Genomic DNA, 26,713 nt, shown 5'->3' on the forward strand with positions numbered 1-26,713 from the left:
CCTCCAAGTCTGCGATCAGTGCCTCATCAACTGACACGCAACCGTTGTCCATTGTGTTGATCTTGGTCATCTTGCTTTCCTCCACCCTCGAGGTGACGGCACGCCACCTCTGACGTAGCGTAACACAGTTCTCTCCCCTGCTTCTGTCAGCTTGATCACACTCGACGCGTCGCGATCCGAGATCGGTGAACCGGTGTGCCCCACGGCCCGCAAGGCCTATTAGAATAAGGTTTTCCATGTGATCCACGTACAGCGGTCCAGTGCGATCTTCGCAACCGAGACGACCGTTGAGCAGGGATTCGATACCTACAACCCTTTGCTTGTTGACGCGGTCAGGGGCTGCGCTTCGGTGGATTCGCGATATGGCATCCCACCGCGCAAACACCCAAGGCTCGACATACTGCGCCGGATTTCGAGTGAATGCTTTGGAAAAGATCAGTGGGTTTACTGCAGCGGCTCATGAAGCACTGCGTAGGCAGGCGGACCTGATGTTTGAGGTGTCGCTAGGGGCACCTCAAGGCTTCATAACCAATAGATGACGGTCGCCGCGAGGGGGATGGCCGATCGGAACGCCTCGGGGCAGCGGTCATAGCGGGTCGCCACACGCCGCCAATCCTTGAGCCTGCCGAACATGATCTCGATCACTGCCCGGCAGTGCATTGCGCAGCAATGTCACGAGAGGGGCGATTTCTCCGCTTGTAGCGACGCTTGTCGTACTTGATCGGCGTCTTGCGTTGCTTCCGGCCGGGGATGCAGGCGCGTATGCCTTTGTCTTTCAACGCTTCCCTGAACCAGTCGGCGTCATAGCCGCGATCTCCGAGCAGCCATTTGACGTTTGGCAGGCTACCCAGAAGCGCCCGCGCGCCGATGTAGTCGCTCACCTGGCCGGCGGTGACGGACAGATCGAGCGGTCGTCCCTGGCTGTCACAGATGGCATGAAGCTTGGTGTTCATGCCGCCCTTGGTGCAACCGATCAGGCGAGCGCGCCCCCTTTTTTGGCGGCCATGCTGGTCGCCGTTCGATGTGCCTTCGGGTATGTTGCATCGATCATCACGGTCGTCTTCTCACCGTGTTTCGTAGCCAACCCCGCCATCATCCGCGCGAAAATTCCTTTCTCGCTCCAACGTTTCCACCGGCTGTAGAACGTCTTGTGTGGACCATGGGCGGCAGGCGCGTCCCGCCAGCGCAACCCATTGCGATTGATGAAGATAATCCCACTCAGAACCCGCCTGTCATCAACTCGCGGCTTGCCGTGCGACTTCGGGAAGAAAGGGGCGAGCTTGGCCATCTGCGCGTCAGTCAGCCAGTAAAGGTCGCTCATGTCACCGCTCCATTTTCTGAGCCGTGAATCACGCCGTGCGACCAAAATCAATGCATCCTGACCCTAGCCCCGTCAGCTCGCACCGAGATGCCTGATCGGGATCGTAGGATGCGACTCGGCAACATTCTTTGACACGGGGCGTCGGGGTTCTGTTGACACAGTGTTGACACGGCCGCGAAATGCAAAAGACCTCCCGTTCGGGAGGCTCTTAAGCGGCTGTATTACTTAAGTGATTTGGTTGCGGGAGGGCGCAACCGCCGTTCCAGAACCGAATTGCGGTGCCTAGTTTGACAATTTCGGCCCTCACCGGACATTGGCTAGATCGAGCGTCGCCGCAGTGCAGCTTCCCCAGACCTGCCGTTCGTGCATCGCGCAGCATTTCCGATAGGGCAATGACGGCAGAGCGGGACAAAGCCGCCAGTGACTCCACCTGCTGTCATGTCTGCTTCATCGCCCTGACTTGCATCATTTGGTAAAATTGATGGCCAAATTCGCACAATACCTGCTTATATGATCAGACTGGTTCCGGGATGTGTACAAAACGCCGAGACTGTTGGGTTGAGCGAGCTACGATCTCGGATTGTTTCTTGCTTTTCAGAGGGCATGCCCGTAATCTCCACGATTATTTTCAAAATATCCGGGGGGCTATTTATGAAGATGAAGATTTTTGCGGCTGCGGTCGCGTTTGTCTGGCTGTCTGCAGCCGGCGCGGTGAGCGCCGCTACCTTGTCAGCCACCGGGGCAACAGGCGTTGACGTTGGTGGCAACCTCTACAATGTGGACTTCGTCGATGGGTCGTGTTCCACCTTGTTCAGTCCCTGTGGCGGTTCTGCTGATTTCGCTTTCACGACCCTAGCGGGCGCGTTGGCAGCTTCTCAGGCTCTACTCGATCTCTTTAACGCACCGGGTAACGACGATTACACTAACGATCCATCACGGACAGCAGGATGTTCTGGCTCCGCTCGGTGCCAAATAATCACCCCTTATACGACCTCGGTGGCTCCGTTTACCCTTACACCCACCATTATTTATACTCACTTTACGAATTGGTCTTCGTCCTTGTTCCCGGACGACGCTTCAGCTCCGGCCTCCCAGATTGACCAGTTGTACGACTTGTCCGGTGAACCCGTCGCTGTATATGCCCGCTGGACCCCTCTCGCCCCCGTCCCCGTCCCCGCGTCACTGCCGCTTCTTGCTGCAGGCCTTGCCGGATTGGCCGCTTGGGGACGGCGCAGGCGCAAGGTGAGCTGAGGCAACGGGGAGCCCGCCTAATCCTCCCTTGACCCATCCACGCCAACGGCGAACATAACGTTCAAGAGTGAGGGGCCAGGCTGGCCCCTTTTTCTTTTGCTCGTAAAGCCGAACAATATGCTCATTGGCCTTGCGGAGGGTGGACCGCGCCACGCGGAGCCCGGTCCGAGAGAAACGATAGCCCAGAAAGTCGAACCCTCTCGAAATACGCCCGATGAAGGTCTTGTCGGGGTGAGTGTCGAGGCGCAGCTGGCTCAGCATGGAGCGCATCACCGCCATCGCCTTGCGGATCTTCCACCGGGTCGGGGCGAGGATGAGAATGTCATCCATGAACCGGACATAGAACAGACCGCTGCGTTCGAAACGCTGGTCCAGCTCATATAAGTAGAATGATGCCATCAGCGGGCTGAGAGGGCAGCCAAGCGAAATGCCGCGCCTGATGTCGACGAAGTTGCCGCCATCACAAATACTGCGCCGCAGGTATTGACCCAGGAGGTTCATCACCGTCCGGTTGGTGATATGCTCCGCCAACCTGTCCAGAAGCCGGTGATGGTCGATGCTGGCGTAGTAGGATTTAACATCCGTGCGCAGAACATACCCGTGATGGGGCAAATGTTGCACGACCTGCCGGACGGCCTGCTTAGCCCCACCATGGCCTTTGATGTGTGTGCAGGAGGGCGATGAAGGCAGCACGTTGGCCAGACACAGGCTCATGGCCTTGAGCACCAGCGCATCGCGCGAGGTCCAGACATCGACGCTGGAGCCGTCTTTCAACTCGATACGGTCGAGAGCCTCGAAACGATAACTGCCGGTCAACAGGTCTTGCTGCAGCCGGACTTTCTCTGATGCCCAGTTCCGCCGAAACCACCAGATGTCAGTGTTTGCGGGATAGTCACGCCGACGATGGCAGAGCCAAGCGTAGGCTTCATCCAGAATAGCATCCGAGGTAATTCGTCCAATCAGCATAGCTGACGTTCGCGCAGATTGCAGAAACCGTCAATGTGGGCTCGAAGCCGTCATGCGGCGATGCAACAGAGGGCACCGCCCCGTGACCGGCGTCAAGACGGTTCCGGCCCTTTGCGGACTTTGAGCGAATGCCGGCATCGCTGCGGTTCGGCACGTCAAACCTGCCGTTCGCTGCGCTGGCAAAAGATCAGCCAATGACCGCCGGGCATATCCACGGCTCGGTCTTCACCAGGCAGGAATGCGCAATCGGCCCCTGCGCCAGTTTCGAAGTGCCCTTGTCGAGCGTCAGCACGTTCGGGTTGCCACGGCGACAGAGATCGCCGTACGGGTCGAGCCAGGCCCCGGTGGCGATCTGGATGACGCCCCGCCGGATGGCGTGGCTGGTCCGAACCTCGGCCAAACAGGCACCACGGGCGTTGAAAACGCGGACGATCTCACCCTCCTGCAGCCTCCGTTCATCGGCGTCCCCGGGGTGCATCGTGATTAGCTCCACGCCGTTCGGGCGGTCGGCGCCGCTGATCGGGCCGTGATCCAACTGGCTGTGCAGCTTGTTGCGTGGCTGGTTCGAGATCAGGTGCAGTTCACCGGGCTTCGCACGCCCGAGCCACTCTGCCGGTTCCATCCAGGCCGGGTGGCCGGGACAGTCGTCATAGCCGAAACCGGCGATGGTCTCGGAGAATATCTCGATCCTGCCGGAAGGTGTGGCCAGTGGGTTTGCGACCGGATCGGCGCGATAAGCTTCCAGCATGATCGTCGGCTTGTCGGGCACCGGAACCTTGATCCAGCCTGCGCGCCGGAAACTTTCCCAATCGGGCAGTTCCACCCCTGTCCTAGCCGCCTGCTGGCGTGAAACGTCCCATATCCAACGCTGCCATTCCTCGGGCGTGCGGCCCTCGGTGAATTCTTCATCAACGCCCATTTCGGCAGCGATCCCGCGCAGAATATCGTGGTCGTTGCGCGCTTGCCCGACCGGTGCAACCGCCTGATCCATTGCTATCTGGTAGGGGTCCTTGGGTGTAAGTGCGAGGTCGCTGCGTTCAAGTGGCGTTGTGCAGGGTAGAACGATGTCGGCGTGCCGTGCCAGCGAATTCCAGCACCATTCGTTCGCGATGATGGTATCCGGGCGGGCCCAGGCGCGGCGCATGCGGTTGAGGTCCTGATGATGGTGAAAAGGGTTGCCCCCCGCCCACCACACCAGCCGGATGTCCGGATATTCGTATGCCTTGCCATCGTAGTCGAAGCGTCCGCCGGGGTTTTCAAGCATTTCCGTGACCCGTGCCACGGGTATGAAATCCTTCACCGGATTGGTGCCCTGCGGCAATGCTCCGTAATTGACGTGAGTGCGGTTCAGACCGGTGTTGTTCATCGCCGAATACCCAAAGCCGATTCCGGTCCCAGGGAGGCCGATCTGCCCCAGCATCGATGCCAAGGCGATCGCGGCCCAAAACGGCTGTTCGCCATGGTCCTGCCGCGTCAGCGACCAGGCGGTCGATATCATGGTCCTGCTCGCAGCCATCCTGCGCGCCAGATCGCGTATTGTTTCAGCGGGTATCTCGCAGATTTCTTCGGCCCAGCAAGGAGTTTTGGCCACACCATCCGTTTGCCCCGAAAGATAGCCCGCGAAACGGTCGAAGCCGACCGTGTAACGGTCGAGGAAGTCCTGGTCATGCAGGTCTTCGCTGAGAAGCACCTGCGCCAAGGCCAGCATGAGCGCCACGTCGGTGCCGGGCCGGATCGCCAACCACTCGGCCTTGACCTGGTCCAGAAGATCGGAACGCAAAGGTGAGATGTTCACGAACCTGGCGCCTGCTGCCTCGGCCGCCAAGAGACGGTTTTTCTGAACATGCGCCCCGCTGCCACCCTGGCTGATCTGGCCATTTTTCAAGGGCACCCCACCGAACGCCACGAAAAGCTCGCAATCTGAGGCGATGCTCTCCCAACTTGTAGTCGTGTCGATGAGGCCGCGGAAATCACCGAGAATGTGCGGAACCACTACTTCGGCGGCGGCAAAGGAATAGGTATTCTTCGAGCTGGTGAAACCCCCGATGCAGTTCAGGAACCGCTTGAGCTGGCTTTGCGCGTGGTGAAACCGGCCTGCGCTGGCCCAACCGTATGAACCGGCATAAATCGCGCGGTTCCCGTGAACCCGCCGGACCCGGTCCAGTTCCCGGGCAATGATCCTGTTGACCTCGTCCCAGGTGACTTCCACAAAGTCGTCGACTCCGCGTTTTTCGCCTGCTGTACCCGGACCTCCTTCCAGCCAACTTTTGCGCACCATTGGCGCCGTGATCCGGGTCGGTCCCTCGAGAACATCGACGATTCCGGGACCGATCGGCGACGGGTCTGGGTCTTCCTCGAAGGCGTGCAAAGCGGTGACCCGACCGTCCTGGACCTCGACCCGGTACGTGCCCCAATGCGTGCTGGTCAGAAGCTCGCGACTACGTTCGGACATAATCGATCCTTTGCAACTTGAGGCGACGGCTATCCGCCACTTTCAGCCAATTACACATTCTGAATCTGCAGCCACATGGCAAGCCCAATCATCACCAATCCCGAAGTGACACGGAACGCGCGGTCCTCTTCCGGGCTGACAAACTGCGTGCGCGCCTGATGCGCGAGAAGGACGTAGGGCATAAGCTTCGCCACCGAGCTACCGGACTGGCGATGACGATCAGGGGCATCTGCACCCGTGCCGTTCAGTCAGGGTCGGTGAACCCACTGTCTTCAGCTCAAATCATCCAGCGCAATATGGCATCGAATAGCATGATCCTGACCGCTGATTTGCCAGGGCGGAACGTCGGCTTCGCAGATCGGGCCGACTTTCCGGGGACATCTTCGTTGAAACGGACAGCCTCGCGCGGGCGGTGCACGCTCGACGATATCGTCGGCGGTCAGGGTCGGGGCGGTATCGGGGTCGGGCTCCAATACCGCGCCCAGCAGCACCTCGGTATAGGGGTGCGACACACCGCCGAAGACGTCGTCAGTTCGCCCGATTTCGCACAGCCTGCCCTGATAGAGGACAGCTACGCGATCTGACAGCGCCCGGACGACGGCCAGATCGTGACTGACAAAGAGATAAGTTGTGCCCTGGGTGGCCTTGAGGTCGTTCAACAGGTCGAGGACAGCGGCTTGTACCGAGACGTCGAGCGCGGATGTCACTTCGTCGCACAATACGATCTTCGGGTCGGCGGCAAAGGCGCGGGCAATGGCCACGCGCTGCTTTTCACCACCCGACAACTGGCTGGGCAGGCGGTCGAGGTAATGGGCACCAAGGCGCACGCGTTCGAGGATCTCGGCGCTGCGCGCACGAAGATCGGCGCCGCTAAGGCCGAAGTAGAGCTTCAGGGGTTGTTCAAGAATGTCGGCGACCGTGTGCCGTGGATTGAGGCTGTCGTCCGGGTTCTGGAAGATGAGCTGAATCTGGCGAAGCTGGGCGGGGTCACGCTGTTCTACCGCGCGCGGCAGGGGTCGGCTGTCCACGGTAACGGTGCCGCCGGCGGGAGGCAGAAGCCCGGCGATGGTCTTCAGGATCGTCGACTTGCCCGACCCACTTTCACCAACCAGCCCCAACGTCTCGCCCCTGCCGATGCTGATCGAGATGTCGTCGACCGTGGGCAATTTGTTCGTACCCCGTCCCAACAGCTGGTCGATAAGACGGGGCCTGGCATAGCTGATCGAAAGGTCGCTGAGCGTCAACATCGCCGTATCGCCGGAATAGCGGATCGGCGCCGCGCCCTTGCTTTGCCCCCGGCTGCGGCGCGCCTCTTCCACAAAGAAGCAGCGGACGGCTTCGCCGGATGCCACGGTGGCCAGCGGCGGGCGCGCAGCGCGGCATTTGTCCTGCACAAGGGCGCAACGATCCGCAAAGGCACAGCCTGCGCCCGCGTTGCCGGGTGCGGGCGGGCGGCCATCGAGGGCGACCGGCAATGTGGCGTCATCCAGCCGGGGGATCGAGGCCAGCAAGCCCTGGGCATAAGGATGAGCGGGCGCGCGCAGCACCTGCCGGGTCGGGCCCTCAAGCACCACTTCGCCGGCATACATGACGACCACGCGGTCGCAGACCCGCGCAATGGCCCCCAGATCGTGGCTGACATAGACCATGGCCATGCCACGTTCGGCGGCGATGTCGCGCAGCAACTCCAGGATATGCGCCTGCGTCGTTACGTCGAGCCCGGTGGTTGGTTCATCGAGCAACAGCGCCTCGGGGTCGCCGGCAAGAGCCATGGCTATGGCGACGCGCTGCTGCTGCCCGCCGCTCAGTTCATGGGGAAACCTTGCAATGATGCCTTCGGGGTCGGGCAGGCGGACCTGGCCCAGAAGCTCGATCACCCGGGCCTTGTGCTGCGCGGCAGGCAGCGCCGAATGCAGCCGCAGCGCTTCGCCCAGTTGCGCACCGATCCGCAGGGTCGGCGTCAGGGATTGCCCGGAATTCTGCGGGATGAGCGCCAGTTGCCCGCCCCGGATACGCTCCAGTTCCTGCCGGGTGCGGGCGAACATGTCATTGCCGTTGAATGACGCATGACCGCCCAAAAGCCGCAGACCACGCTTCAGATACCCCATGGCCGCGAAGGCCAGTGTGGATTTGCCCGACCCGCTTTCGCCGACAAGGCCGACGCTTTCGCCCGGGGCAACGGTCAGGTCGATGTTGCGCAGCACCTCGCGGGTGCGGCCGTCGCGGCCCGTGAAGCCGACGGATACATCGCGAATTTCGATCAGCGCGCTCATACCGGGGCCTTCTGCGCGCGGTCGATGCCAAGCGCCTTGGCCAGCGCATCCGCCGTCAGGTTGATCCCGATGATCAGCGACGAAAGCGCCACCACCGGTGCCAGCACGCCCCAGGGGGCAAATGACATCAGCCCCCGACCATCCGCGATCATCAGGCCCCAGTCTGGTGTCGGTGGCGAAACCCCGAAGCCGAGGAAGGACAGCGAAGAGAAGGCCAGCAGCATCCAGGACCACCGCATGGCCCCTTCGACCATCAGCGTATCAAGGACATTCGGCAGCAGTTCCCGACGAATGATGGTGATGCGCCCGTGGCCCCGTGCGCGGGCGGCGGAAACGAAGTCGCGCGCCACCACGTCGTGGGTTGCAGCACGGGCGATGCGGATCACGGGAATGCCGTAGAAGAAGGCAAGGGTCGGGATCAGCACTTCGACACCGGTACCGAAGGTGACAATCAGGACCAGCATCTTCAGGATCCAGGGCAGCGACAGGAAGGCATCGACCACCCGCATCAGCACCTCGTCCAACCGGCCGCCCACAAGACCGAAGAAGATGCCGACAAAGCCGCCCCAGATCACCGCGATGGGGGTGGCGATGCCGGTGACCAGAAGCGCCTCTCGCCCGCCCATCAACGTCCGGGTCAGCACGTCCCGGCCCAGGTGATCGGTGCCGAGCCAATGCGCACCCGAGGGAGCTTTCAGCATTTGCAGGCTGTCCATAGCCTTGTAGTCATAAGGCACAATCCAGGGGCTGGTGATCGCCAGTACCAGGTGAAAAATCACGAGCGACAAGCCGATCGCCCCTGAAGGCCGGGCCATCACGTCGCGCAGAACGGCTGCGATCCGCTGCAGTCGGGTGTTTTCGGTGGGGCTGACGGTGATCTCGGTCATGATCCCCTCATTGCATGGGTGCGCAGACGCGGGTTCAGGAACATGGTCATCAGATCGGCGGTCAGGTTCACACCGACATAGACCGTCGCCACGATCAGCGCGATGGCCTGCACCACCGGCAGGTCACGGTCGGAAATCGCGTCGATCATCATGCGGCCAAGTCCCGGGTAGTTGAACACAACCTCGATCACCACCACGCCCCCCAACAGCCAGGCGATGGTCAGGGCCACGACGTTGATCGCGGGTAACAGTGCGTTCGGCAGGGCGTGGCGAAAGACGATCCGCCAGTAAGGCACACCCTTCAGCGTCGCCATCTGGATGTAGTCGCCCGCCATCACCTCGATCACGCTTGAACGGACCATACGCAGGATATGCGCCGTCATCACCATCGCCAGCACGATGACCGGCAGCAGGATTTCCGGAAAGAACTCGGACGCCGGAGCCCCCGCCGAGGTCAGCACGATCCCTGGCAGCCATCCCAGCCAGACAGAGAACACGAGGATCAGCACGGTGGCCGAAACGAATTCCGGGATCGTCATCGCGAAAACCGCAGCAGTCGAAAAGAACAGATCAACCGGCTTGTCCCGCCTCAATCCGGTCACGACGCCCAGGAAGATCGCCAGGGGGACACCCACCCCAAGCGCGCAAACCGCCAGCAGAAGCGAATTCTTCAGCCGGTTCCCGACCAGTTCCGAGATGCTTTTCTGTCCGTTGGCAGAGACCCCGAAGTCGCCCCTGATCGCACCCGTTGCCCATTCGACATACCGCTCGACCGCTGGCCGGTTCAGGCCCTGGGCTTCGCGGCAGTTCTCCAGCAGCTTGCCCTTGGCCTCGCGTTCCAGAAACGCCGTGCAGGCATCTCCGGGCAACACCTCGACGCCAGCAAATATGATGAGCGTAACGATCCAGACGGTGATTGCGCCAAGGAACAATCGGCGCAGCAGCATTCGCAGCATCGGAGAGCCTTGTGTTGGAGGGAGCTACGATAAACCGGGGCGCGTCCCGCGCCCCGGCCTGGTCCCGCACCACCTATTCGGCGACGGTGATCTTGTGCCAGCGCACCGCGTCGTTCTTGACTTCATCGAGGTTACTGACGCGTGACGACACACCGACAAGGCGGGTGACGTGATAGGGGATCAGCGTGCCGGTGTTCTCCCACAGGTATTCCTGGGCGTCGACGTAGAGGGCCTTGCGCTTGTCGAAGTCCAGTTCGCGACGGGCATCGGCCAGCATGGCGTCGAAGGCATCATCCTTGAAGAAGCTTTCATTCCACTTGGCGGACGACAGATAGATTTCATGCAACGCCTGATCCGCCGGACGTTCGTTCCAGCGGGTAGCGGCAACATCTTTCTTCATCCAGACCTCTGACCAATAGCCGTCGGTCGGCGCCTGCACGACGTTGACCTTGATACCAGCCGCAGCCGCCTGTTCCTGATAGGCAACCGCAAGGGTCGGCCAGGTCGGCTCAAGCGTGGCGACGTGAACGTCGATCTCGATCCCGTCGGCAAAACCCGCCTCGGCCAGCAGCGCCTTGGCCTGTTCGATGTCCTGCGGACAGTCGATTGCGGCGCGGTACTGATCATTGGGTTCCACCGGCGTGTCGCAAGCCACCACCCCCTGACCGCCAAGGATCAGGTTGACCAGTTCCTGCCGGTCCGCCGCCAGACGCACGGCCTTTCGAACACGCGGATCACTGAAGGGCTCTACATCGGTCCGGAACACCAGACCACGCCAGTTGCCGGTCGGAATTTCCTGCATCACGAACTTGTCCGACCCGGCAAGCATCGGGGCCTGCTGTGCGGTGATGCCACGCTCCATGTCGATCTGCCCGCCCAACAGGGCCTGAAGACGCGCTTGGCCATCCGGAATGCCGATCACTTCCATTCTGGCGACACCCGGTTCGCCTTCCCAGTAATCCATGTTGGCGACCAGCACCGTGGTGCCTTCGGCATCGAAGGTCTCGACCTTGAAAGGGCCGGTGCCGATGCCCGTGGTCGCGATATCATCACCCGCGCCATCAGGGATCATGCGCAGGCGATAATCCATCAGTTGCAGCGGCATGTCGGCAAAGGGCGTGTCGAGCGTGATCTGAACCGTCATGTCATCCAGCGCCTCGACGGCGGTGATCATCTTGACCGCTGACCGCGCGGGGCTGTCGCTTTCCGGGTCCAGCACCCGGTTCAGCGAATAGACCACATCGGCGGCGTCAAAAGACGATCCGTCGTGAAAGCTCACCCCGTCGCGCAGCTTGAAGGTCCAGACGGTCGCATCTTCATTGGCCTCCCAGCTGGTCGCAAGATCGGCCTCGGGTTTGCCGTCCAGACCCGGGCGCACCAGCCGGTTCATGATCTTTTCGGTGATCTGGAATACCCGACCCTTGGAGATCGGATCGAGACTGGACTGAGCGCCAAATCCGAATTCATGGGCCTGCCGGAACGTGCCCGTCGGCTCTGCAAAGGCGGCGGTACCGGCGATGGCAAATGCCAACGCGGCTATACTCAATGTCTTGTTCATTCGGTTATCCTCCCTGCGTGGCGGCTGGCGTTCTTTGTCTGACGCACATGCGCCGGATAAGGCTCTGCCGCAGGTCGACGTTGGACAAGCGACAATTCATGGACCCATGCATGAATAAAAGTTTATCCATGGCTTGGCGTGTTGTCCTGTTTCCCAGTGTCGGCGTCTGGAACTGAATGGACAAATAGAGAAATTTGGCGGATCTATTCATATGTTCTATGCAGACATCTCAAATGCGACCGGGCGGCCATGCCTATGCCAACCCTCATAGCCATAGGCGGGGGCGGGGCGACCCATGGCACGCATCCCGAACTCGACAGGCTGTGCCTTGATCATGCGGTCAGGCGGCCCCGGGTCGGTTACGTCGGCGCGGCCAGCGGTGATGATCCAGGAAAGCTCGACCGCTTTCGGTCAGCATTCGCACCATTGGCCAGCGCCATTCTGCCGTTGTCGTCTGCGGCCGCCCCGGCAGCGGCGGAGCATTGGGCAAAGAACCTCGACCTGATCTATGTCGCTGGCGGCAACCCCGTGGCTCTGGTGGCCCACTGGAACGCAACCGACCTTTCCGAGATTCTGGCCAAGGCGTACCGGCGCGGGGTGGTACTGGCCGGGGTCAGCGCGGGCGCGATGTGCTGGTTCGAAAGCTTCCTCTGGCGGACGCCCGAAAAAGGGTTGCAGATTGCCAACGGATTGGGGCTGATCCGGGGCACCTTCACCCCCCACAGCCGGGCCGAGCCGCAGCGGCGCATCCGGATGCAAGAGCTTGCGAAAAGACGCGATATCACAGGTGGTTACGCTGTCGACGATGGTGCGGCGCTGGTCTTGCGGGACGGCGCGGCCCTGCCTTTTCCGCCCGTCGGCCCGCCACATGTCTACAGAATAGATGAGCTGGGCGAGGAAACGATTCTAGGCGGCTGATCCCGCTTCTTTCATGATCCAGTTGAAAACAAGGTCAACCTCCCGCCGCTGCCGCGCGCCCGGACGGGTCAACATGTGAAACGACCGCGTCGGCGACAGATTGATGTCAAAGGGTTTGACCAGCCGGCCCGCGTCCACATCAGACTGGCAGAACGGGAAGATGCCCAGTGCCATGCCCTGCCCGTCGATGGCCGCCTGAATGACCACGTTGGAATCCACGATCGTCGCCCTGTCGTCCAGCGCCAGACCTTCGCAGCCCGCAAGTTTCAACCATGCTGCCCATTCGCTTCGGTCCTGCTGGTGGATGATCGGAAAGCGCGCCGCGTCCTTCGGTGATCTCAGCTGTCCGATCCTGTCGGCCAGTGCCGGGCTGACAACGGGGGAATAGGTGATCTCGAGAAGCGGTTCCGCCTCCAGCCCGACCCAGGTACCGGTTCCCCAATCCACCGCAATGTCACTGGTCATCAGCGTCGCGTCGGTGATCCGTGGCGAGTTGTGCAAAGCCAGGTCAATGCCCTTCAGATCGTTGCGAAACCGCTCCAGCCGGGGGATCATCCAACGCGACGCAAAGATCGGGCCCACCGCCAGCGATACAGATTTTCGCGTCGACCGGACATGGGTTTCCACCTCCGACCGGATGTTCTCGAACGACTGCGTCAGCACTCGGGACAGGGATCTCCCGGCATCCGTCAGAATAACGGCGCGGGTCTTGCGGATGAAGAGCTTGCAGTTCATGTCCCGCTCCAGCCGACGGATCTGATTGCTGACAGTGGTCGCGCTGACGCAAAGCTCCTCTGCCGCGATCTTGAAGCTCAGATGGCGGGCCGCCGCTTCGAAGGTGCGCAAGGCCGCAAGCGGCAGATTTCGCGGGTGCATTTCCGTTTGGTCCTTGGGCATGGATCAATCTTGCTTGATCCATACCCATCGGTGAAGTCGCTTGTCCATCCTTTCCTACGTGCCAGCATCGCGACATGTCAGAATTGAGGGCCAAGATCAGCAGACGTCATCGGCGGGCCTGTCCTGACCACGGCAGGCGGCCACCTGAGCATCCTGAGCGACAGCGATCTGGAGCGCATCCACGAGGTCTCCTTGGCGTCGCTCGGCAATTTCGGGATGAGCGACGCACCGTCTGCGGTCACCGACCTGGTGTGCGGCGCAGGCGGCGCCCTGACGGACGAAGGCCGCCTGACCTTCCCGCCAAACTGGTGACGCAGGCGCTGACGGGGCTGCGCCGCGACATCGCCCTTTCCGGGCGCGAACCGGTCCACGATCTGCTCCTCGATCCGGCATCGGTCTACCTCTGGTCGGGCGGTGCCGCACCAATGATCTTTGATCCGGGCAACGGGCGCTATCGCGCCTCCACCCTGGCCGATCTCTACGATGCGGCACGGCTGGTCGATGCCCTGCCGCACGTGCAGTTCTTCGCCCGCTCGCTGGTGGCCCGCGACATGGAGAATGACCGCCTGCTGGACGTCAACACCTGCTACGCCGCGCTGGCAGGGACGACCAAACACGTCATCGTCAGTGCCTGCTCCGCCGAACATGTCGCCGAGATCGCCGCGATGTGCCATCTCGTGGCGGGGAGTGCGGAAGCCTTTGCCGCGCGCCCGTTCCTGTCGCTCAACATCAACCATGTCGCCCCGCCCATGCGGTTCTCGCCCGAGGCGGCAGAGGTCCTTGTCGCGGCAGCGGCTGCGGGCATTCCCTGCATGGTCAACACCTTCGGCCAGATGGGCGCGTCCAGCCCCGTGACCGTTGCAGGCTGCCTCGTCCAAAGCAATGCCGAAACCCTGGCGGGCATGATTGTCGCCTGGCTCGCCAATCCCGACACACCCGCGATCTATGGCGCGCGCCCCATGGTGACCGATCTGCGCTCGGGCGGGATGGCGGGCGGCAGTGGCGAACAGGCGGTTCTGACCGCCTCGGCAGTGCAGATGGCGCGGTTTTATGGCCTGCCCAATTCGACCATCGCAGGGGCCACCGACAGCAAGATTGCCGATGCCCAGGCGGGTTACGAAAAGGCGCTGTCGATCACCATGGCCGCTCAGGCCGGGGCCAATCTGATCACCCAGGCGGCAGGCATGCAGGCCGGGTTGATGGCGGCGTCGTGGGAGGCCTATGTGATCGACAATGACATGTTAGGCGCGATCCGGCGCAACCTCGCCCCGGTCGATGTCAGTGCCGAGGCGCTGGACCCCCAGATGATCGCCGAGACAATCCGTAATGAGGGTCATTTTCTCGGGCACCCTCAGACCTATGGCCGGATGAAGACGGATTTCCTCTATCCCGATCTGGCTGACCGGCGCTCGATTGCGGAATGGGAGACCGCGAATGGCCCCGGCATCAACCTCCGCGCCAAGGAAGAGGCGATCCGGCTTCTCGCCGGGCATTTCCCGCAAGTGCTCGACACCGCGCTGGATACCGCGTTGCGCCGGGAGTTCGACATCAGACTGCCGCAGGCAAGGATGTGCCCCCGATGAAGATTGCGATCTACGGAACCGGGGCCATGGGCGCCGTCTATGCCGGGATGTTCCGCGAGGCGGGCCACGAGGTCTGGGCCGTTGATCCCTGGCCGGCCCATATCGCGGCGATCCGGGCCTCGGGCCTGAAGCTGGAGGGCGCCAGCGGAAATCGCCGCATCGAGGGGCTTCTCGCCGTGACGGATTTTGCTGAGGTCGGCGCCGCTGGCCTGATCGTCATTGCGACCAAGGCCGCCGGGGTCGGACCCGCGGCGCAGGCCATAGCGCCACATATGACCCCTGAAACACTTGTCCTGACGATCCAGAACGAACTGGGCGCCGCCGAGCGGATTGCGGGATTCATGCCTGTCGACAATGTGCTGCTGGGCATGGCGGAAAGCTTTGGCGCGTCCCTCATTGGGCCGGGACACGCAAGCCACAATGCCATGAACCTGATCCGCATCGGCGAGATCGAAGGCGGCCAGAGCGACCGGGCCGAGGCCCTGGCCGAACTGTGGCGAAGCGCGGGCTTCAAGGCCCGGGCCTTCGACGACATTCAGCAGCTGATCTGGGAAAAGTTTCTGTGCAACGTCACCTTCAGCGCCGCCTGCACTGTCTTCGACATGACCGTCGGAGAGCTGCAGGCGCATCCCGAACGCTGGCCCATCGCACTTGGCGCTATGCAGGAGGCTTATGCCATCGCAAAAGCCAGGCAAATCAACCTGACTTTCGACGATCCCGTGGCCTATGTCATCGCATTTGGCGCGCGCATGCCGGACGCCCGGCCTTCGATGCTGCTGGATCACAAGGCCGAACGGCGGTCCGAACTCGATGCCATCAACGGGCAGGTGCCGGTGCTTGGGCGTGCGCTTGGAATACCCACGCCCTTCAACGACACGCTGGTCGCGGTTTTGCGCCAGCGCGAGGCGACCTTTGACGGGGGGCATCCGTGAAGCTGGTCAGTTTCATCCAAGCTGGGCGGGCGGGCTTTGGCATCACCGATGGCACCAGTGTCCGATCGGCAGGCGACGGATTTCGCGACAGATATCCCGATCTTCGCGCCGATTGAAGCAGTCGAACCCCTGCCGCCGATCCCGAACCCCGCCCGGATAGTCTGTGTCGGCCTGAATTATCGCAAGCCCTATCCGGTTGACGGCGTTGCCCCGCCCGATCCGGAACACATCATCCTCTTCGGCAAGGAAACACAGGCCATTGTCGGTCACGGTGCGGCGCTTGTGATCCCGCCAGAGGAGCCTGCCCGGAGTTTCGACTACGTGGCCGAGATCGCAATTGTCATCGGGCGGCAAGGGCGCTGCATTCCGCCCGATCAGGCCATGGATCATGTGGCGGGCTTCACCGCATTCAACGACGGGTGGGTGCGCGACTGGCAGAAACACAGCATCCATGCAGGGAAGAACTTCGAGAAGTCCGGCTCTTGCGGGCCGTGGATTGTCACCGCCGACAAAATCGCAACACCGGACGACCTGACGCTGACCGCCCGGCTCAATGGCGAGGTCGTCCGAAGCGCCCGCGCGTCAGAGATGATCGATTCTATGGCTGAACAGATTTCCTATATCTCGCAGGTGACAACACTCTTGCCCGGCGACATCATCGCCACCGGCTCCCCCGATGGAACTGGCGGCAGCCGCAACCCCAAGCGATACCTGCGCCAAGGCGACCTCCTTGAAATCACCGTTTCCGGCGTCGGAACGTTGGCGAACCCGGTGGGCAGGTAGTGGAAATACCGGACGTGCCGCAATTCAAACTGCGATCCGAAAGGATCGACGTCCCGATTGCGGATGTCCGCGAAGGTGCGTTGCGCATCTTCACCGCCCGAGGTTGCAGCCCGCAAGAGGCGGCCGAGGTCACCGACCACCTGATTGACGCGGACCGCTGCGGCGTTGAATCCCATGGCATCGTCCGGGCGCTGCAATAAGCGCGGGAGTACGAAAGCGCCCTGCTGACGGCGAATGCGCCCGTCAGCCATGTGACGGACAGGGCGCAGCATCTTCACCTTGATGCGGACGGCGGCATCGGCATCCGCACCATGCGCGTCGCGGCCGATGCCGCAACCGAAAGGGCCCAGGGCCACGGTTTGGCAATGGCGACGCTGACGGGGGCAGGCCACACCGGCAGTCTGGGCGCCTTTGCGGAAACTGCAGCCAACAAGGGCTGCATGACGATCACCCTTGGTGGCGGTGACCGAAAACGCTGGCGCATGGTGGCCCCCTACGGCGGGCGGCAGGCCCTGCTGCCGACCAACCCCTATTGCATTGGTGTTCCCGGCGGCGCGCAGGGGCCCGTCGTTCTGGATTTTGCAACTGGCATGGTTGCGGGCGGCTGGATCGATGCCGCGCGCGCAGCAGGTACCCAATTGCCACCGGGCATGATCATCGACCGGCACGGCGCGCCGACGACGGACCCGAATGACTATTTTCCGGCGGCGCGATCCTGCCGAAGGGTGGGCATATCGGCTCGGGACTTGCCCTGATTGCCGAGGCGATCGGAGAGGCGATGCTGGGGCCGGTCCGGAAGGGAGAGATCAATTGGATGGTCCTGGCGATCGATTGCACCGCCCATGCCGCCCCGGATGCGATGCGCGCCGCAGCCGATGAAATCCTGTCAGAGGTCCGGACCTGTCCGCCGCTGCACGAGGGCGCGCGGGCTGAGGTGCCGGGCGAACGCGAACGCGCGCGCGCGGCAACTGTCACAGACAGGCTTTCCCTGCCTGTGCCGATCTGGAAACAGATAGAAGCGCTGGCGGTATCAGGCGAAAGGCAAAGCTGACACTTCGCCGTCACGGAAGGTTCCGTCAGCACAGGCCACGACAACGGATTGGCCGGGATCCCAGAATGCCCTTTCGATCAGCGACAGGCCCACATTGCGCTTCAGCCGCGGTGACCAGATCGCACTGGTGATCTGGCCCACCTGCCGGTCGCCCACATGGACCGGCCAGGGTGCGGCACATGTCGGACAGGGGCCGCCGTCGAACAGAACACCGCGAATCTGCCGCCCGACACCCGCCTCTGCCTCCCGCTGCAGGGCCGCGCGCCCGAGATAATCGACGCTGCCATCAAGGCTGCAGAACTTTTCAAGCCCGATCTCCAGCGGCGTGTTCTCCCGGGTCATTTCATTTCCGTAAGACAGCAACCCGCCCTCGATCCGCTCGATCAGGTTGGGACAGCCCGGCGCAATGTCAAAGGCCTGACCCCCGTCCCAGATCGCATCCCACAGCGCCGCGCCAAGGTGACCACCGTTCAGGTAAATCTCGAACCCACCCTGCCGCGAATAACCTGATCGCGCGATCAGTTGACGCGTCCCGGCGAAGTCGATCCAGCCGAACTTGAAGAACCCGATGTCGCGGACATGTGATCCGAACAGCCCTGCAAGCAGCGCCTCCGCCTTCGGCCCCTGGATGGCGAGCGGCGATACGTCGGGCTCGATGATCTCCACCTCCAGCCCGCGCCCGAGTGCCAGCCCCTTGGCATAAAGCAGCACATCGGAATCCGCGACCGACAGCCAGAACCGGTCTTCTGCCAGCTTCAGCAGCACAGGATCGTTGATCAGGCCCCCGCTGTCGTCGGTGATCGGCACATAGAGGCAGTCACCGATCCTCGCGCGTGAAATATCGCGCGGGGTCATCCATTGCATCAGGCGCGCTGCATCCTTGCCTTCGATCTGCACCTGCCGCTGACAGGCTACATCCCAAATCTGCACATGTTCGCGCAGGTGCCAGTAGTCGTCCTCGACCGACCGCGCATAGGCCTTGGGCAACAGCATGTGGTTGACGACCGAAAATCCGGTCACGCCAGCCTTTTCAGCCGAGGCGGTGTAGGGCGTCCGGCGCAGACGCCGCGAGAAGTTGAGCCCCTCAGCCATGTTCGGTAGAGGACCAGAGAGAATAACCATGCGGCGACAGGATCAGCGGAATGTGATAGCGCCCGTCCCTGTCCGGCATGGCAAAGCGTACGACGACCTCGTCCATGATGCGCGCCCCGTGCGATTGCAAGACCCGCGCCTCCCAATAGGCCCTGGTCTGGAACACCATTTCATAGCGCGCATTCGGATCGGGATCGGCGATTTCCTGCACCAGACGCCCGCCGTCGTCCATCGTGGTGTCGAAAACCGTTTCATCGGTGTCCAGATTCACCAGCCGCACCGCGATGCCGCCTGCGTGACTGCCATCGACAGCGTTCAGCGTATGAGAAGATACAACCGCCATCACTCAATCGACGCCTTGTCGCGTTTGTCCGAGGTCGCGGCCACGATGGGGCTGATCACGCCACGGCATTTCACATTCAGGCAGGCCGGTTTGCCGCTGGCGATGGCGCGCTCCAGCGCCGGGCCCAGATCGGCCCGCCGGGTGACCAACTCGCCATATCCGCCAAGGCCCTCGAAAAGGCCGTGGAACGGGATATCCCGGAAATCGGTCGCAAAGTGCTGGCCATTCGCAAACAGGCGTTCCTGTTGCTGGCTGATGCAATCCAGCCCGCCGTTGTTGTCGACCACCACCACGATCGGGATCTTCTCCTGAAAGCAGGCCTCGATGGACAGCCCGCCCGACAGGAAAGCGCCGTCGCCCGTGACCAGTACGCAGGTTTTGTCGGGGTTCAGGTTCTTGGCTGCCAGCGCAAAGGATACGCCGACCCCCAGCAGGCTGTAGTTGCCCGGGTGCAGGATCCCGCCCAGCGTCAGACCGCGCGCCGCCGCGATATTGGTCGCGATCTCGTTCCAGAAATGCGTGTTGCCGCCGTCAAAGACCAGCCAGTCGCCGTCCTTCATGCCTGCCTGCACATCCAGCGCCATCTGCAACGGATGCATCAGCCGCCCTTCGGCCTCGTCCTGCGCCGTTTCACCCGCGATATGGTCGGACCATTCGGCAACCCAGTCCGCGCGGCGGTCCCTTTGCAGGTCCAGCCAGCTGTCCCATGTCCTGCCGACCCCGGCCAGCGCGGTCAGGAAGGCACCCGGATCGGACAGCAGTTGCACATCCGCGCCGAAATTGTACTCCAGCTCCTCATGGCTGCCGTTGACACAAACCAGCTTGGTGCCGGCCTGAATGAAAGGCGGATTGCCAAAGTTCATCTGGTTGTCCAGCCGACAGCCGACCATCAGTACCAGATCGGCTTCGTGAATCGCCGGTTTCGAGGGGTGGTACTGGTGGAAATCCGCAAGCCCCATGAAGGCGTCGCAGTCTTCGCCCAGCATCTTGGTATGATAGGGCACGTTGAAGACGGGTATCCTGAGTTTGGTGCCTGCGCGGCCCAGGGCCTCCTCGCCACCCGACCACCAGACACCATGGCCGCCGATCAGCACCGGGCGTTCGGCGGCGCGCACCAGTGCCAGCACCTCGTCCAGCTGCTCCGGATCCGGCCAGGCGCGCGGCACTTGCCGGGCGCTGCGGTCGAAGGGGCGTTCGTCGCGGCCCGCATCCTCGGGAAAGGAGGAAAACATGATGTCGACCGGCAGCGACAGATGCACAGGCCCGGGATAGCCGGTGGTCGCCGCGCGCCAGGCACGGTCGACGAATTCGCTGATCCGCTCGCCATCTGTGATCTGCACCGAATACTTGGTCAGGGGTGCTGCGATCGCCACATCGTCGATTTCCTTGAACCCGCCCGCACCCTGCCGCTTCAGCGTCGAGGACCCGGTGACAAAGATCACCGGCGACCGTTCGCCCCAGGCCTCCAGCATCGCCGGCACCGCATTGGCAAAACCCTCCGGCCCCACCAGGCAGACCGAAGGCTTGCGTGTTATCCGCGTGTGCCCGTCGGCAATGTGTCCGGCCACCTGCTCGTGCGGGCAATTGACCACCGGCATCTGGCATTCCATGAAACCTTCGAGCGCCGGGTTGCAGAAGCCTCCCGCAAGGGTGAAGGCATGCTCCACCCCCTTTTCCTTGAAGGCCCGGGCCAGTAGCGCCCCGCCGCGTATGGATCGTGTGTTCGTCATCTTCCGCAAGGCTCCCGTTTGGGTCAGTTCGCCGCCGTCAAGGGCATGGGTTCAGAATGCACCGAATGGGCCTCGGCGGTGAAGAGGTTGCCGTAACCGACATCGCCGATCCGGTTGACCCCGATCTGTGCCATGGCGAGGTCGATATCCGCGGCAAAGCAACCAAGCAGCTGTCGCAGGCCAGCACCCCCCGCGGCGGCCAGGGCATAAAGCACCGGGCGGCCCAGCATTACGAAATCGGCCCCCAAGGCAAGAGCCTTCAACACGTCCTCGCCGTTGCGGATGCCGCTGTCGTACAGCAACGGATAATCGGCGCCGACGGCACGCCGGATGATCGGCAACAGGTCGATCGCGGGCGGCGCGCTGTCCAGTTGGCGGCCACCGTGGTTCGAGACGTAAACCGCATCCGCCCCGATCCGCTGAACGCGTATCGCGTCTTCGGGCGACGTGATGCCCTTCACGATCAGCCTGCCGGACCAGCGGTCCCGCAACGCCTGCAGAAAACCCCAGTTTGCGCCCGCGCGGCTGGCCTTGCGGTCGAATGATCTGCTTTCGGACGCGAAGTTGCGTGGTCTCGGAACCCCGTTGATCAGCGTCGAAAGCGACCAGCGGGGATGCAACGCCAGATCCACGAAGGCGCGCGGGGTCATGCGGAACGGCACACTGAATCCGTTCTGCTGATCCCGGATGCGACGCGATACCTCCGGCACGTCCACCGTCAGAACCAATGTCTCGTACCCCGCGTCACTCGCCCGGTCGACGACCTCGAACGTGGCCTCGGGCGATTGCCCGAAATAAAGCTGGAACCAGGCCAGATCCCCGGCCCATTCCCGCATTTCGGCCAGGCTGCTCGAACCCGCCGACGACAGGCCAAGGGGAATGTTCCGTTCGATGGCGGCCCGCGCGATATGGGCATCCGCCCCGGCACAGGAGAGGTTGCACATGCCCATCGGCGCGATGCCCAGCGGCAAGCCGTAGGTGCGCCCCAGGAACCTCACCGAGGATTCGCGCAGGCCGACTTCCGCCATCGCCCTCGGTTGCAACAGGATGTCGTCGAACCGGCGCTCGTTCCGGCGCGCACCGACCTCCCGGCCCGCCGACCCTTCGATGAAATCGAAGATCAACCGCGGCAAACGCCTTTTCGCCAGCAATCGGGCGTCTTCGGTCGCATGGAGGCGGGGCTTCTGGGCCAATTGATTTGTGATCCGTACCGTTTGTTTCGCGACCCCGAAGGTACGGGGTTGCAGAGGTCGCGGACCAATCGAAAATGCTCCGGCACCTATTTGCATTTCCTATGTTACCGGCACCTGCGGACCAGCACCTATAGCCAAGGCGCATGAATGCTGCGCGGAATTCTATTGGTTCGTTTCACGGCTCACGCGGTAGCCTGTCCGCATCCGGCCCGCGAGCACCGCTCTCGGGCGGAGCTCTGCGAGAACCGCCGAAGAACGGGCGTGCCGAACCTGAATGGGAGAAACTCATGAAACTTTCGAAACTTATCTCTGCTTTGGGGATGACGGCCTCGGCGCTTCTGATCAACGGCACCGCGCAGGCACAGGAATACGTTGCCCGACTCTCTGTCCACTGGGGGCCGACGCACCACAGCGCGATTCATGCGGAAATGTACGCCAACGAGGTCAACAAGCGCGCCGAGGGGCGTTTGCGGATCGACTATTTCCCGTCCGGTCAGTTGTTCGGGATCCGCGAACAGCTTGGAGCGGTGACTTCGGGCGCGGTCGAGATGGGGGGCATCGTCGCGGTCGTGGCCTTCCCGCCGATCAACAAGAACTTCAACGTCGTTTCGATCACCGGCATTTTCGACAGCTACGACGAACAGCGCGCCTTCTTTCAGGAAGATCCCGCCGGCAAGGCGGTGTGGGACGACATCACCACGAAATCCGATACCGTCCTGCTGATGTATGATCCCGTTGGACCGGTGATGACCTTCTCGACCCAGGAACTGAACGGCGTTGCCTCCATGTCCGGCCTGAAGGCCCGGGCGCTGATCGGGGCCGAACGCCCGATGTGGGAAGCACTGGGCGCCAACACCGTGTCCATGCCCACCGGCGAGGTCTATTCGGGTCTGCAAACCGGCATGATCGACACCATCAACAGCCCGCCGGGCTCGATCCGGGCCTTCAGCTGGTGGGAATTCCTGACCCACGGACAGAAACCGTACCAGTATTACGCCGATGCCTACATCATGGCGAACAGGACCTGGTTCGACGGGCTGCCCGAAGACCTGCAGCAGCTCCTGATCGACGTCGGCCGCGAGGTGGGGCAGATATCGACCGACAAGATCCTCGAAACCGGCGAGCAGACCCTGGCCGAATTCCAGGAGCGCGGAGGTGTCGTGACCGAACTTGATGGCGCGGCGTTGGACGAGTTCAACGCATTGATGGCCGACAAGGTCATGCCGGTGATCGCGGAAACCGTCGATGCCGAGGTGATCCAGGCTGCCAAGAACTTCTGACGCAATGCGGCACCGGCCACTGGTCGCTCGCGCGCCAGCCGCCCGAGCGACCTTTCCTCACCTGAAAGGCATGTCGCCATGAACGCAGTCCTGTCGCTTTTCCGGGTCGTGAACGGCGCGCTCGAAAAGCTGACCGCCGTGACCTCCAGCTGCCTGACCGCGGTCATGGTGCTGGCGCTGACCGGCAGCGCCGTGACCCGCTATGTCAGCGGAACGGGTTATGACTGGTTCATCGAACTGCCCCCGGCGCTGGTGCCCTGGATGGTGTTTCCACTGCTTGGCCCTCTGCTGCGCTCGGGCTCGCATATCCAGGTGGACCTGCTGCCGACCTTCCTGAAAGGGGCCGCAGCGCTGTGGCTCAGGCTGTTCGTCTATTCGCTGATGGTCATCGGGGCGCTGATCTTCGTGCAGGCGGGCAACGAAGCCGTGGCCCTGTTCCGCCGGTTGGGTCAATTGATGGAACTCGAGATCGAATTGCCGATCTGGTGGATGTATCTCGCCTTTCCCACCGGCTTCGCCATCCTCGTACTGTTCTCGCTCGAGCTACTGCTCGAAACGGTCCGCGACCTGATCTCGCCTGAAAGGACAGCAGCGCCGTGAACGCCACCGCGACCCTCTTCTCGATGCTCCTGCTGCTCCTGTCGGTGCCGATCTTCATGGTCTTCGGCCTGGGCAGTGCGACGGTCGCGATCTGGGGCATGAACCTGCCCTGGTCGACCCTGATCCAGGTTTCCTTCGGCTCAATGACCAAACATGTGCTGATCGCGGTGCCGCTGTTCATCTTCACCGGCATGGTGATGCTGCGCGGGGGCGCCGCCGCCCGGCTGGTCCATTTCGCGACCACGCTCGTCGGCCACTGGCCGGGCGGGCTTGGAATAGCAATGATCCTCGCGATGGGGTTCTTCGCGGCGTTCTGCGGGTCCATCCTCGCCGCGATCACTGCGGTCGGCACGATCATGATCCCGAAGATGGTCGAACAGGGCTATCCGAAACCCTTTGTCATCGTGCTGGCGGCCTCGGCTGCGTTTCTCGAATCCCTGATTCCGCCCTCCAACGCCGCCATCCTGTTCAGCGCGCTGACCGATGTTCCGGTGTCGCGCACCTTCGCGGCGGGGTTCATCCCGGGCCTGGTGCTGCTTGTCCTGTTGTCAATTGTGGTCACCTGGCGCTGCCGCCATCTTCGCAACCCCGAAAAGGCAACGGCTACTGAGCGGCTGTCAGCGCTGCGTTCGGCCGTTCCGGGCCTCTTTACCCCGGTGATCATTCTTGGCGGCATCTATGCCGGTCTCCTGACGCCTTCGGAATCCGCAGCCGTTGCCGGAATCTGGGCGATTCTGATCGGTGTGCTGGTCTATCGGGAACTGACCCTGCGCGGACTGCTTGACGCCCTGCACCAGACCGCGCGGATCACCGCGGTGATCTTTGCCATCATCGCCATGGCGACCTTCCTCAGCGTGGTGCTGACCTACAGCCAAGCCCCGCAAAAGCTGATCACCTATTTCACCGAAATGGGCGGCACGCCGATGATGTTCTGGCTGGCGGTCGCGGTGATCTGTCTGATCCTCGGAACCTTCATCGAGATCGTCCCGGTGTTCTACCTGACGGTGCCGATCTTTGCCGCTTTGGCCTTGTCACTTGGTCTCGATATCCTGCACCTCTACATCGTCTTCGTCGCATTCGCCGGGATCGGTATGATCACGCCGCCGGTGTGCGTCGGCGTTTACACCGCCGCAGGTGTCGCCAATGAAAGCCCCGAGAAAGCCTTTCGCGAAGTGCCGCTTTTCGTCATCGTCGGCATCATATTCGGGGTGCTGATGATCTTTTTTCCATCGGCGGCAACCTGGTTGCCCAACTTGCTGAATTAGCCTCGCCGCCGCAGCGCGTCGACAAATTCCACCCGCGCGGTGAGCTGCGCCGCGAAAAGGTCGACAAAGGACAAGGCCTGCCGCGACAGCAACTCGCGCCCGGCGGCGATGATGGTCACGAAATAGGTCAGGTTCTGCGCCACCGGTCGGAACACCACGCCCCCCATGCGCACCGCCTGTTCGGCCGAGAATGGATCGGCAACCGCCAGCGCCCCGGTTTCGCGCACCAGCGCACCGGCCAGGGGCATGTTCGCGGCGGATAGGCGCGACCGGCCCTGAAGCTTCTTCGACAGCGCGGGGTCCATCGACATCATCGTGTCGGGATAGGTGCCGCCGAAGGTCACGAAGGTTTCGGTCTCGGCAACCTCCTCGAGGTCGATGACTCCGCCCAGATCGGCCAGCGGATGATCCTCCGGCAAAAGGCAGACATATGGCGCCGAGGTCTGGAACAGCGTCTCGACACCTTCGTGATTGGCCTCTCGCCCCACGATCCCCAGGTCCACCTGCCGCATCTGAACCGCATCCAGAATGGCAGGCGTGTTGCGGGAATTGATCGCAAAGCGGATGTCGGGATTTTCGCGATAGACGCGGCCCACCGCCATCGGCAGTTCGATCGAGGCGATGGACTGTATCGTGGAGATCGAGATGGTGCCGCCCTGAGTCGTGCGGATCGACCTTGCCAGTTCTTCCAACCGGTCGATGCCGACGAACATGCCTTCGACGCCACTATAGAATTTCTGCCCCTCGATGGTGGGCGTCAGCCCGCGCCCGACCCGCACAAACAGCGGAAACCCGGCAGAGCGTTCCAGATCCGCGATCAGGCGGCTGACACTGGGTTGCGAGATATGCATCATCCGCGCCGCCTCTGTGATCGAGCCGGCGCGGATCGTCGCGCGGAAGGCTTCTAGCTGTCGGAGGTTCACCGCCCACTCTTCCGAAAATTCTATGATTCCTGAATACTCATTTTCCAAAGCTTTGTATAGGACAGGCGATTTCATCAGGTTTTGGTATGGGTTAATGTGGATATTCAATTGGCTCCCCGGTTCGGTAAAGCCTACACTCACGAAACCGATGAATGCCGGGCAAGGCAGAATGATCGTTCCGGCGTCGCTGGATGTTGAGCCGCTCCGTGAATGGAATACATTTGTTGAGGAGGACTTTTGATGGATTGTTGCGGACCGGGATACGCATCACCTCAGGAGGCGATCAAAGCACCGCGCGAAAAGCTGCTTTATACGATTGCGATCTACACCGGGACCGGCATTCAGAAACCGGATTACCTTGCGACGGTGGATGTAGACCCCGACAGCCCGACCTATTCCCAGGTGATCCACCGGTTGGAAATGCCGGGGATTGGCGACGAGCTGCATCACATGGGCTGG

22 protein-coding genes and 2 pseudogenes are annotated in these 26,713 nt (G+C 62.3%); 11 read left to right on the plus strand and 13 right to left on the minus strand.

Annotated features, from left to right (window positions below; genetic code table 11):
- Positions 1-522: 522 nt before the first annotated feature.
- Positions 523-1,321, minus strand: a pseudogene (locus AC2FNA_RS23450) (IS5 family transposase).
- Between the two features lie 657 nt (positions 1,322-1,978).
- Here AC2FNA_RS23450 and AC2FNA_RS23455 point away from each other — a divergent pair.
- Positions 1,979-2,572 carry a VPLPA-CTERM sorting domain-containing protein gene (locus AC2FNA_RS23455; RefSeq protein WP_496830795.1) on the plus strand — a complete coding sequence of 198 codons (594 nt, stop codon included), beginning with the start codon at positions 1,979-1,981 and terminating at the stop codon, positions 2,570-2,572.
- Here the strand turns inward: AC2FNA_RS23455 and AC2FNA_RS23460 are convergent.
- From AC2FNA_RS23460 to AC2FNA_RS23485, 6 genes are all read right to left on the minus strand, one after another.
- The gene (locus AC2FNA_RS23460) at positions 2,501-3,538 is read right to left on the minus strand and encodes a reverse transcriptase domain-containing protein (RefSeq protein ID WP_496830754.1); all 1,038 of its coding nucleotides are present in this window, start codon (positions 3,536-3,538) and stop codon (positions 2,501-2,503) included. The genes AC2FNA_RS23455 and AC2FNA_RS23460 overlap by 72 nt on opposite strands.
- 187 nt (positions 3,539-3,725) lie before the next feature.
- The gene (locus tag AC2FNA_RS23465; protein ID WP_496830755.1) at positions 3,726-5,990 is read right to left on the minus strand and encodes a molybdopterin guanine dinucleotide-containing S/N-oxide reductase; all 2,265 of its coding nucleotides are present in this window, start codon (positions 5,988-5,990) and stop codon (positions 3,726-3,728) included.
- Positions 5,991-6,262: 272 nt separating this feature from the next.
- Complete coding sequence (locus AC2FNA_RS23470; RefSeq protein ID WP_496830757.1) at positions 6,263-8,263, minus strand: dipeptide ABC transporter ATP-binding protein; 2,001 nt, start codon at positions 8,261-8,263, stop codon at positions 6,263-6,265.
- Positions 8,260-9,150, minus strand: a complete 891-nt coding sequence (locus AC2FNA_RS23475; RefSeq protein ID WP_496830759.1) for an ABC transporter permease — start codon at positions 9,148-9,150, stop codon at positions 8,260-8,262. The genes AC2FNA_RS23470 and AC2FNA_RS23475 overlap by 4 nt, the downstream gene beginning before the upstream one ends.
- Entirely contained in the window at positions 9,147-10,106 is a 960-nt protein-coding gene (locus AC2FNA_RS23480; RefSeq protein ID WP_496830761.1) for an ABC transporter permease, read from the minus strand. The genes AC2FNA_RS23475 and AC2FNA_RS23480 overlap by 4 nt, the downstream gene beginning before the upstream one ends.
- A 73-nt stretch (positions 10,107-10,179) precedes the next feature.
- Positions 10,180-11,664 (minus strand): ABC transporter substrate-binding protein, encoded by a 1,485-nt coding sequence (locus tag AC2FNA_RS23485; protein ID WP_496830763.1) that lies wholly within the window; start codon positions 11,662-11,664, stop codon positions 10,180-10,182.
- A 255-nt stretch (positions 11,665-11,919) separates the two neighbouring features.
- Here AC2FNA_RS23485 and AC2FNA_RS23490 point away from each other — a divergent pair, with 255 nt between their 5' ends.
- Entirely contained in the window at positions 11,920-12,582 is a 663-nt protein-coding gene (locus tag AC2FNA_RS23490; RefSeq protein WP_496830765.1) for a Type 1 glutamine amidotransferase-like domain-containing protein, read from the plus strand.
- Here the strand turns inward: AC2FNA_RS23490 and AC2FNA_RS23495 are convergent.
- Positions 12,571-13,479, minus strand: a complete 909-nt coding sequence (locus tag AC2FNA_RS23495) for a LysR substrate-binding domain-containing protein (protein WP_496830767.1) — start codon at positions 13,477-13,479, stop codon at positions 12,571-12,573. The two genes, AC2FNA_RS23490 and AC2FNA_RS23495, sit on opposite strands and share 12 nt — an antisense overlap.
- Positions 13,480-13,787: 308 nt before the next feature.
- Between AC2FNA_RS23495 and AC2FNA_RS23500 the strand changes: the two genes are divergently transcribed.
- From AC2FNA_RS23500 to AC2FNA_RS23520, 5 genes and pseudogenes are all read left to right on the plus strand, one after another.
- On the plus strand, positions 13,788-15,062 hold the full coding sequence (locus tag AC2FNA_RS23500; protein ID WP_496830769.1) for a trimethylamine methyltransferase family protein: 1,275 nt from the start codon (positions 13,788-13,790) through the stop codon (positions 15,060-15,062).
- Entirely contained in the window at positions 15,059-15,994 is a 936-nt protein-coding gene (locus tag AC2FNA_RS23505) for a ketopantoate reductase family protein (RefSeq protein WP_496830771.1), read from the plus strand. The genes AC2FNA_RS23500 and AC2FNA_RS23505 overlap by 4 nt, the downstream gene beginning before the upstream one ends.
- 48 nt (positions 15,995-16,042) lie before the next feature.
- The gene (locus AC2FNA_RS23510) at positions 16,043-16,777 is read left to right on the plus strand and encodes a fumarylacetoacetate hydrolase family protein (RefSeq protein WP_496830773.1); all 735 of its coding nucleotides are present in this window, start codon (positions 16,043-16,045) and stop codon (positions 16,775-16,777) included.
- Positions 16,777-16,977 carry a hypothetical protein gene (locus AC2FNA_RS23515; RefSeq protein ID WP_496830775.1) on the plus strand — a complete coding sequence of 67 codons (201 nt, stop codon included), beginning with the start codon at positions 16,777-16,779 and terminating at the stop codon, positions 16,975-16,977. Before AC2FNA_RS23510 ends, AC2FNA_RS23515 begins: the two co-directional genes overlap by 1 nt.
- Positions 16,978-17,028: 51 nt before the next feature.
- Positions 17,029-17,828, plus strand: a pseudogene (locus AC2FNA_RS23520) (Ldh family oxidoreductase).
- Here AC2FNA_RS23520 and AC2FNA_RS23525 read toward each other — a convergent pair.
- From AC2FNA_RS23525 to AC2FNA_RS23540, 4 genes are read right to left on the minus strand one after another with little or no spacing between them, the layout of a single operon-like run.
- Positions 17,808-18,920, minus strand: coding sequence for a dimethylsulfoniopropionate demethylase (locus AC2FNA_RS23525; RefSeq protein ID WP_496830777.1), 1,113 nt, complete (start codon positions 18,918-18,920; stop codon positions 17,808-17,810). The pseudogene AC2FNA_RS23520 and the gene AC2FNA_RS23525 overlap by 21 nt on opposite strands.
- Entirely contained in the window at positions 18,913-19,263 is a 351-nt protein-coding gene (locus AC2FNA_RS23530) for a hydroxyisourate hydrolase (protein ID WP_496830779.1), read from the minus strand. The genes AC2FNA_RS23525 and AC2FNA_RS23530 overlap by 8 nt, the downstream gene beginning before the upstream one ends.
- A complete protein-coding gene (locus AC2FNA_RS23535) occupies positions 19,263-20,993 on the minus strand; it encodes a thiamine pyrophosphate-binding protein (protein ID WP_496830781.1) in 1,731 nt (576 codons plus the stop codon). Before AC2FNA_RS23535 ends, AC2FNA_RS23530 begins: the two co-directional genes overlap by 1 nt.
- 23 nt (positions 20,994-21,016) lie before the next feature.
- On the minus strand, positions 21,017-22,126 hold the full coding sequence (locus AC2FNA_RS23540) for an alpha-hydroxy acid oxidase (protein WP_496830783.1): 1,110 nt from the start codon (positions 22,124-22,126) through the stop codon (positions 21,017-21,019).
- 347 nt (positions 22,127-22,473) lie between these two features.
- Here AC2FNA_RS23540 and AC2FNA_RS23545 point away from each other — a divergent pair, with 347 nt between their 5' ends.
- The 3 genes from AC2FNA_RS23545 (at position 22,474) to AC2FNA_RS23555 (ending at position 25,331) form a co-directional block, all read left to right on the plus strand.
- Positions 22,474-23,466 carry a TRAP transporter substrate-binding protein gene (locus tag AC2FNA_RS23545; RefSeq protein WP_496830785.1) on the plus strand — a complete coding sequence of 331 codons (993 nt, stop codon included), beginning with the start codon at positions 22,474-22,476 and terminating at the stop codon, positions 23,464-23,466.
- 78 nt (positions 23,467-23,544) lie between these two features.
- On the plus strand, positions 23,545-24,066 hold the full coding sequence (locus AC2FNA_RS23550; protein ID WP_496830787.1) for a TRAP transporter small permease: 522 nt from the start codon (positions 23,545-23,547) through the stop codon (positions 24,064-24,066).
- A complete protein-coding gene (locus AC2FNA_RS23555) occupies positions 24,063-25,331 on the plus strand; it encodes a TRAP transporter large permease (protein ID WP_496830789.1) in 1,269 nt (422 codons plus the stop codon). The genes AC2FNA_RS23550 and AC2FNA_RS23555 overlap by 4 nt, the downstream gene beginning before the upstream one ends.
- On the opposite strand, the gene AC2FNA_RS23560 is transcribed toward AC2FNA_RS23555, so the two are convergent.
- Complete coding sequence (locus AC2FNA_RS23560; protein WP_496830791.1) at positions 25,328-26,254, minus strand: LysR family transcriptional regulator; 927 nt, start codon at positions 26,252-26,254, stop codon at positions 25,328-25,330. The two genes, AC2FNA_RS23555 and AC2FNA_RS23560, sit on opposite strands and share 4 nt — an antisense overlap.
- A gap of 240 nt (positions 26,255-26,494) precedes the next feature.
- Here AC2FNA_RS23560 and AC2FNA_RS23565 point away from each other — a divergent pair.
- Positions 26,495-26,713: selenium-binding protein SBP56-related protein (locus AC2FNA_RS23565; protein WP_496830793.1), on the plus strand; the 219-nt coding region annotated here is incomplete at its 3' end.

The sequence above is a fragment of the Ruegeria sp. YKSD163 genome (assembly GCF_059612905.1).

Bases quoted from the DNA above. Each gene is read 5' to 3' on its own strand.
- AC2FNA_RS23455 (WP_496830795.1), top strand. From the start codon at position 1,979: ATGAAGATTTTTGCGGCTGCGGTCGCGTTTGTCTGGCTGTCTGCAGCC.
- AC2FNA_RS23460 (WP_496830754.1), bottom strand. From the start codon at position 3,538: ATGCTGATTGGACGAATTACCTCGGATGCTATTCTGGATGAAGCCTAC.
- AC2FNA_RS23465 (WP_496830755.1), bottom strand. From the start codon at position 5,990: ATGTCCGAACGTAGTCGCGAGCTTCTGACCAGCACGCATTGGGGCACG.
- AC2FNA_RS23470 (WP_496830757.1), bottom strand. From the start codon at position 8,263: ATGAGCGCGCTGATCGAAATTCGCGATGTATCCGTCGGCTTCACGGGC.
- AC2FNA_RS23475 (WP_496830759.1), bottom strand. From the start codon at position 9,150: ATGACCGAGATCACCGTCAGCCCCACCGAAAACACCCGACTGCAGCGG.
- AC2FNA_RS23480 (WP_496830761.1), bottom strand. From the start codon at position 10,106: ATGCTGCGAATGCTGCTGCGCCGATTGTTCCTTGGCGCAATCACCGTC.
- AC2FNA_RS23485 (WP_496830763.1), bottom strand. From the start codon at position 11,664: ATGAACAAGACATTGAGTATAGCCGCGTTGGCATTTGCCATCGCCGGT.
- AC2FNA_RS23490 (WP_496830765.1), top strand. From the start codon at position 11,920: ATGCCAACCCTCATAGCCATAGGCGGGGGCGGGGCGACCCATGGCACG.
- AC2FNA_RS23495 (WP_496830767.1), bottom strand. From the start codon at position 13,479: ATGCCCAAGGACCAAACGGAAATGCACCCGCGAAATCTGCCGCTTGCG.
- AC2FNA_RS23505 (WP_496830771.1), top strand. From the start codon at position 15,059: ATGAAGATTGCGATCTACGGAACCGGGGCCATGGGCGCCGTCTATGCC.
- AC2FNA_RS23510 (WP_496830773.1), top strand. From the start codon at position 16,043: ATGGCACCAGTGTCCGATCGGCAGGCGACGGATTTCGCGACAGATATC.
- AC2FNA_RS23525 (WP_496830777.1), bottom strand. From the start codon at position 18,920: ATGGCTGAGGGGCTCAACTTCTCGCGGCGTCTGCGCCGGACGCCCTAC.
- AC2FNA_RS23530 (WP_496830779.1), bottom strand. From the start codon at position 19,263: ATGGCGGTTGTATCTTCTCATACGCTGAACGCTGTCGATGGCAGTCAC.
- AC2FNA_RS23535 (WP_496830781.1), bottom strand. From the start codon at position 20,993: ATGACGAACACACGATCCATACGCGGCGGGGCGCTACTGGCCCGGGCC.
- AC2FNA_RS23545 (WP_496830785.1), top strand. From the start codon at position 22,474: ATGAAACTTTCGAAACTTATCTCTGCTTTGGGGATGACGGCCTCGGCG.
- AC2FNA_RS23550 (WP_496830787.1), top strand. From the start codon at position 23,545: ATGAACGCAGTCCTGTCGCTTTTCCGGGTCGTGAACGGCGCGCTCGAA.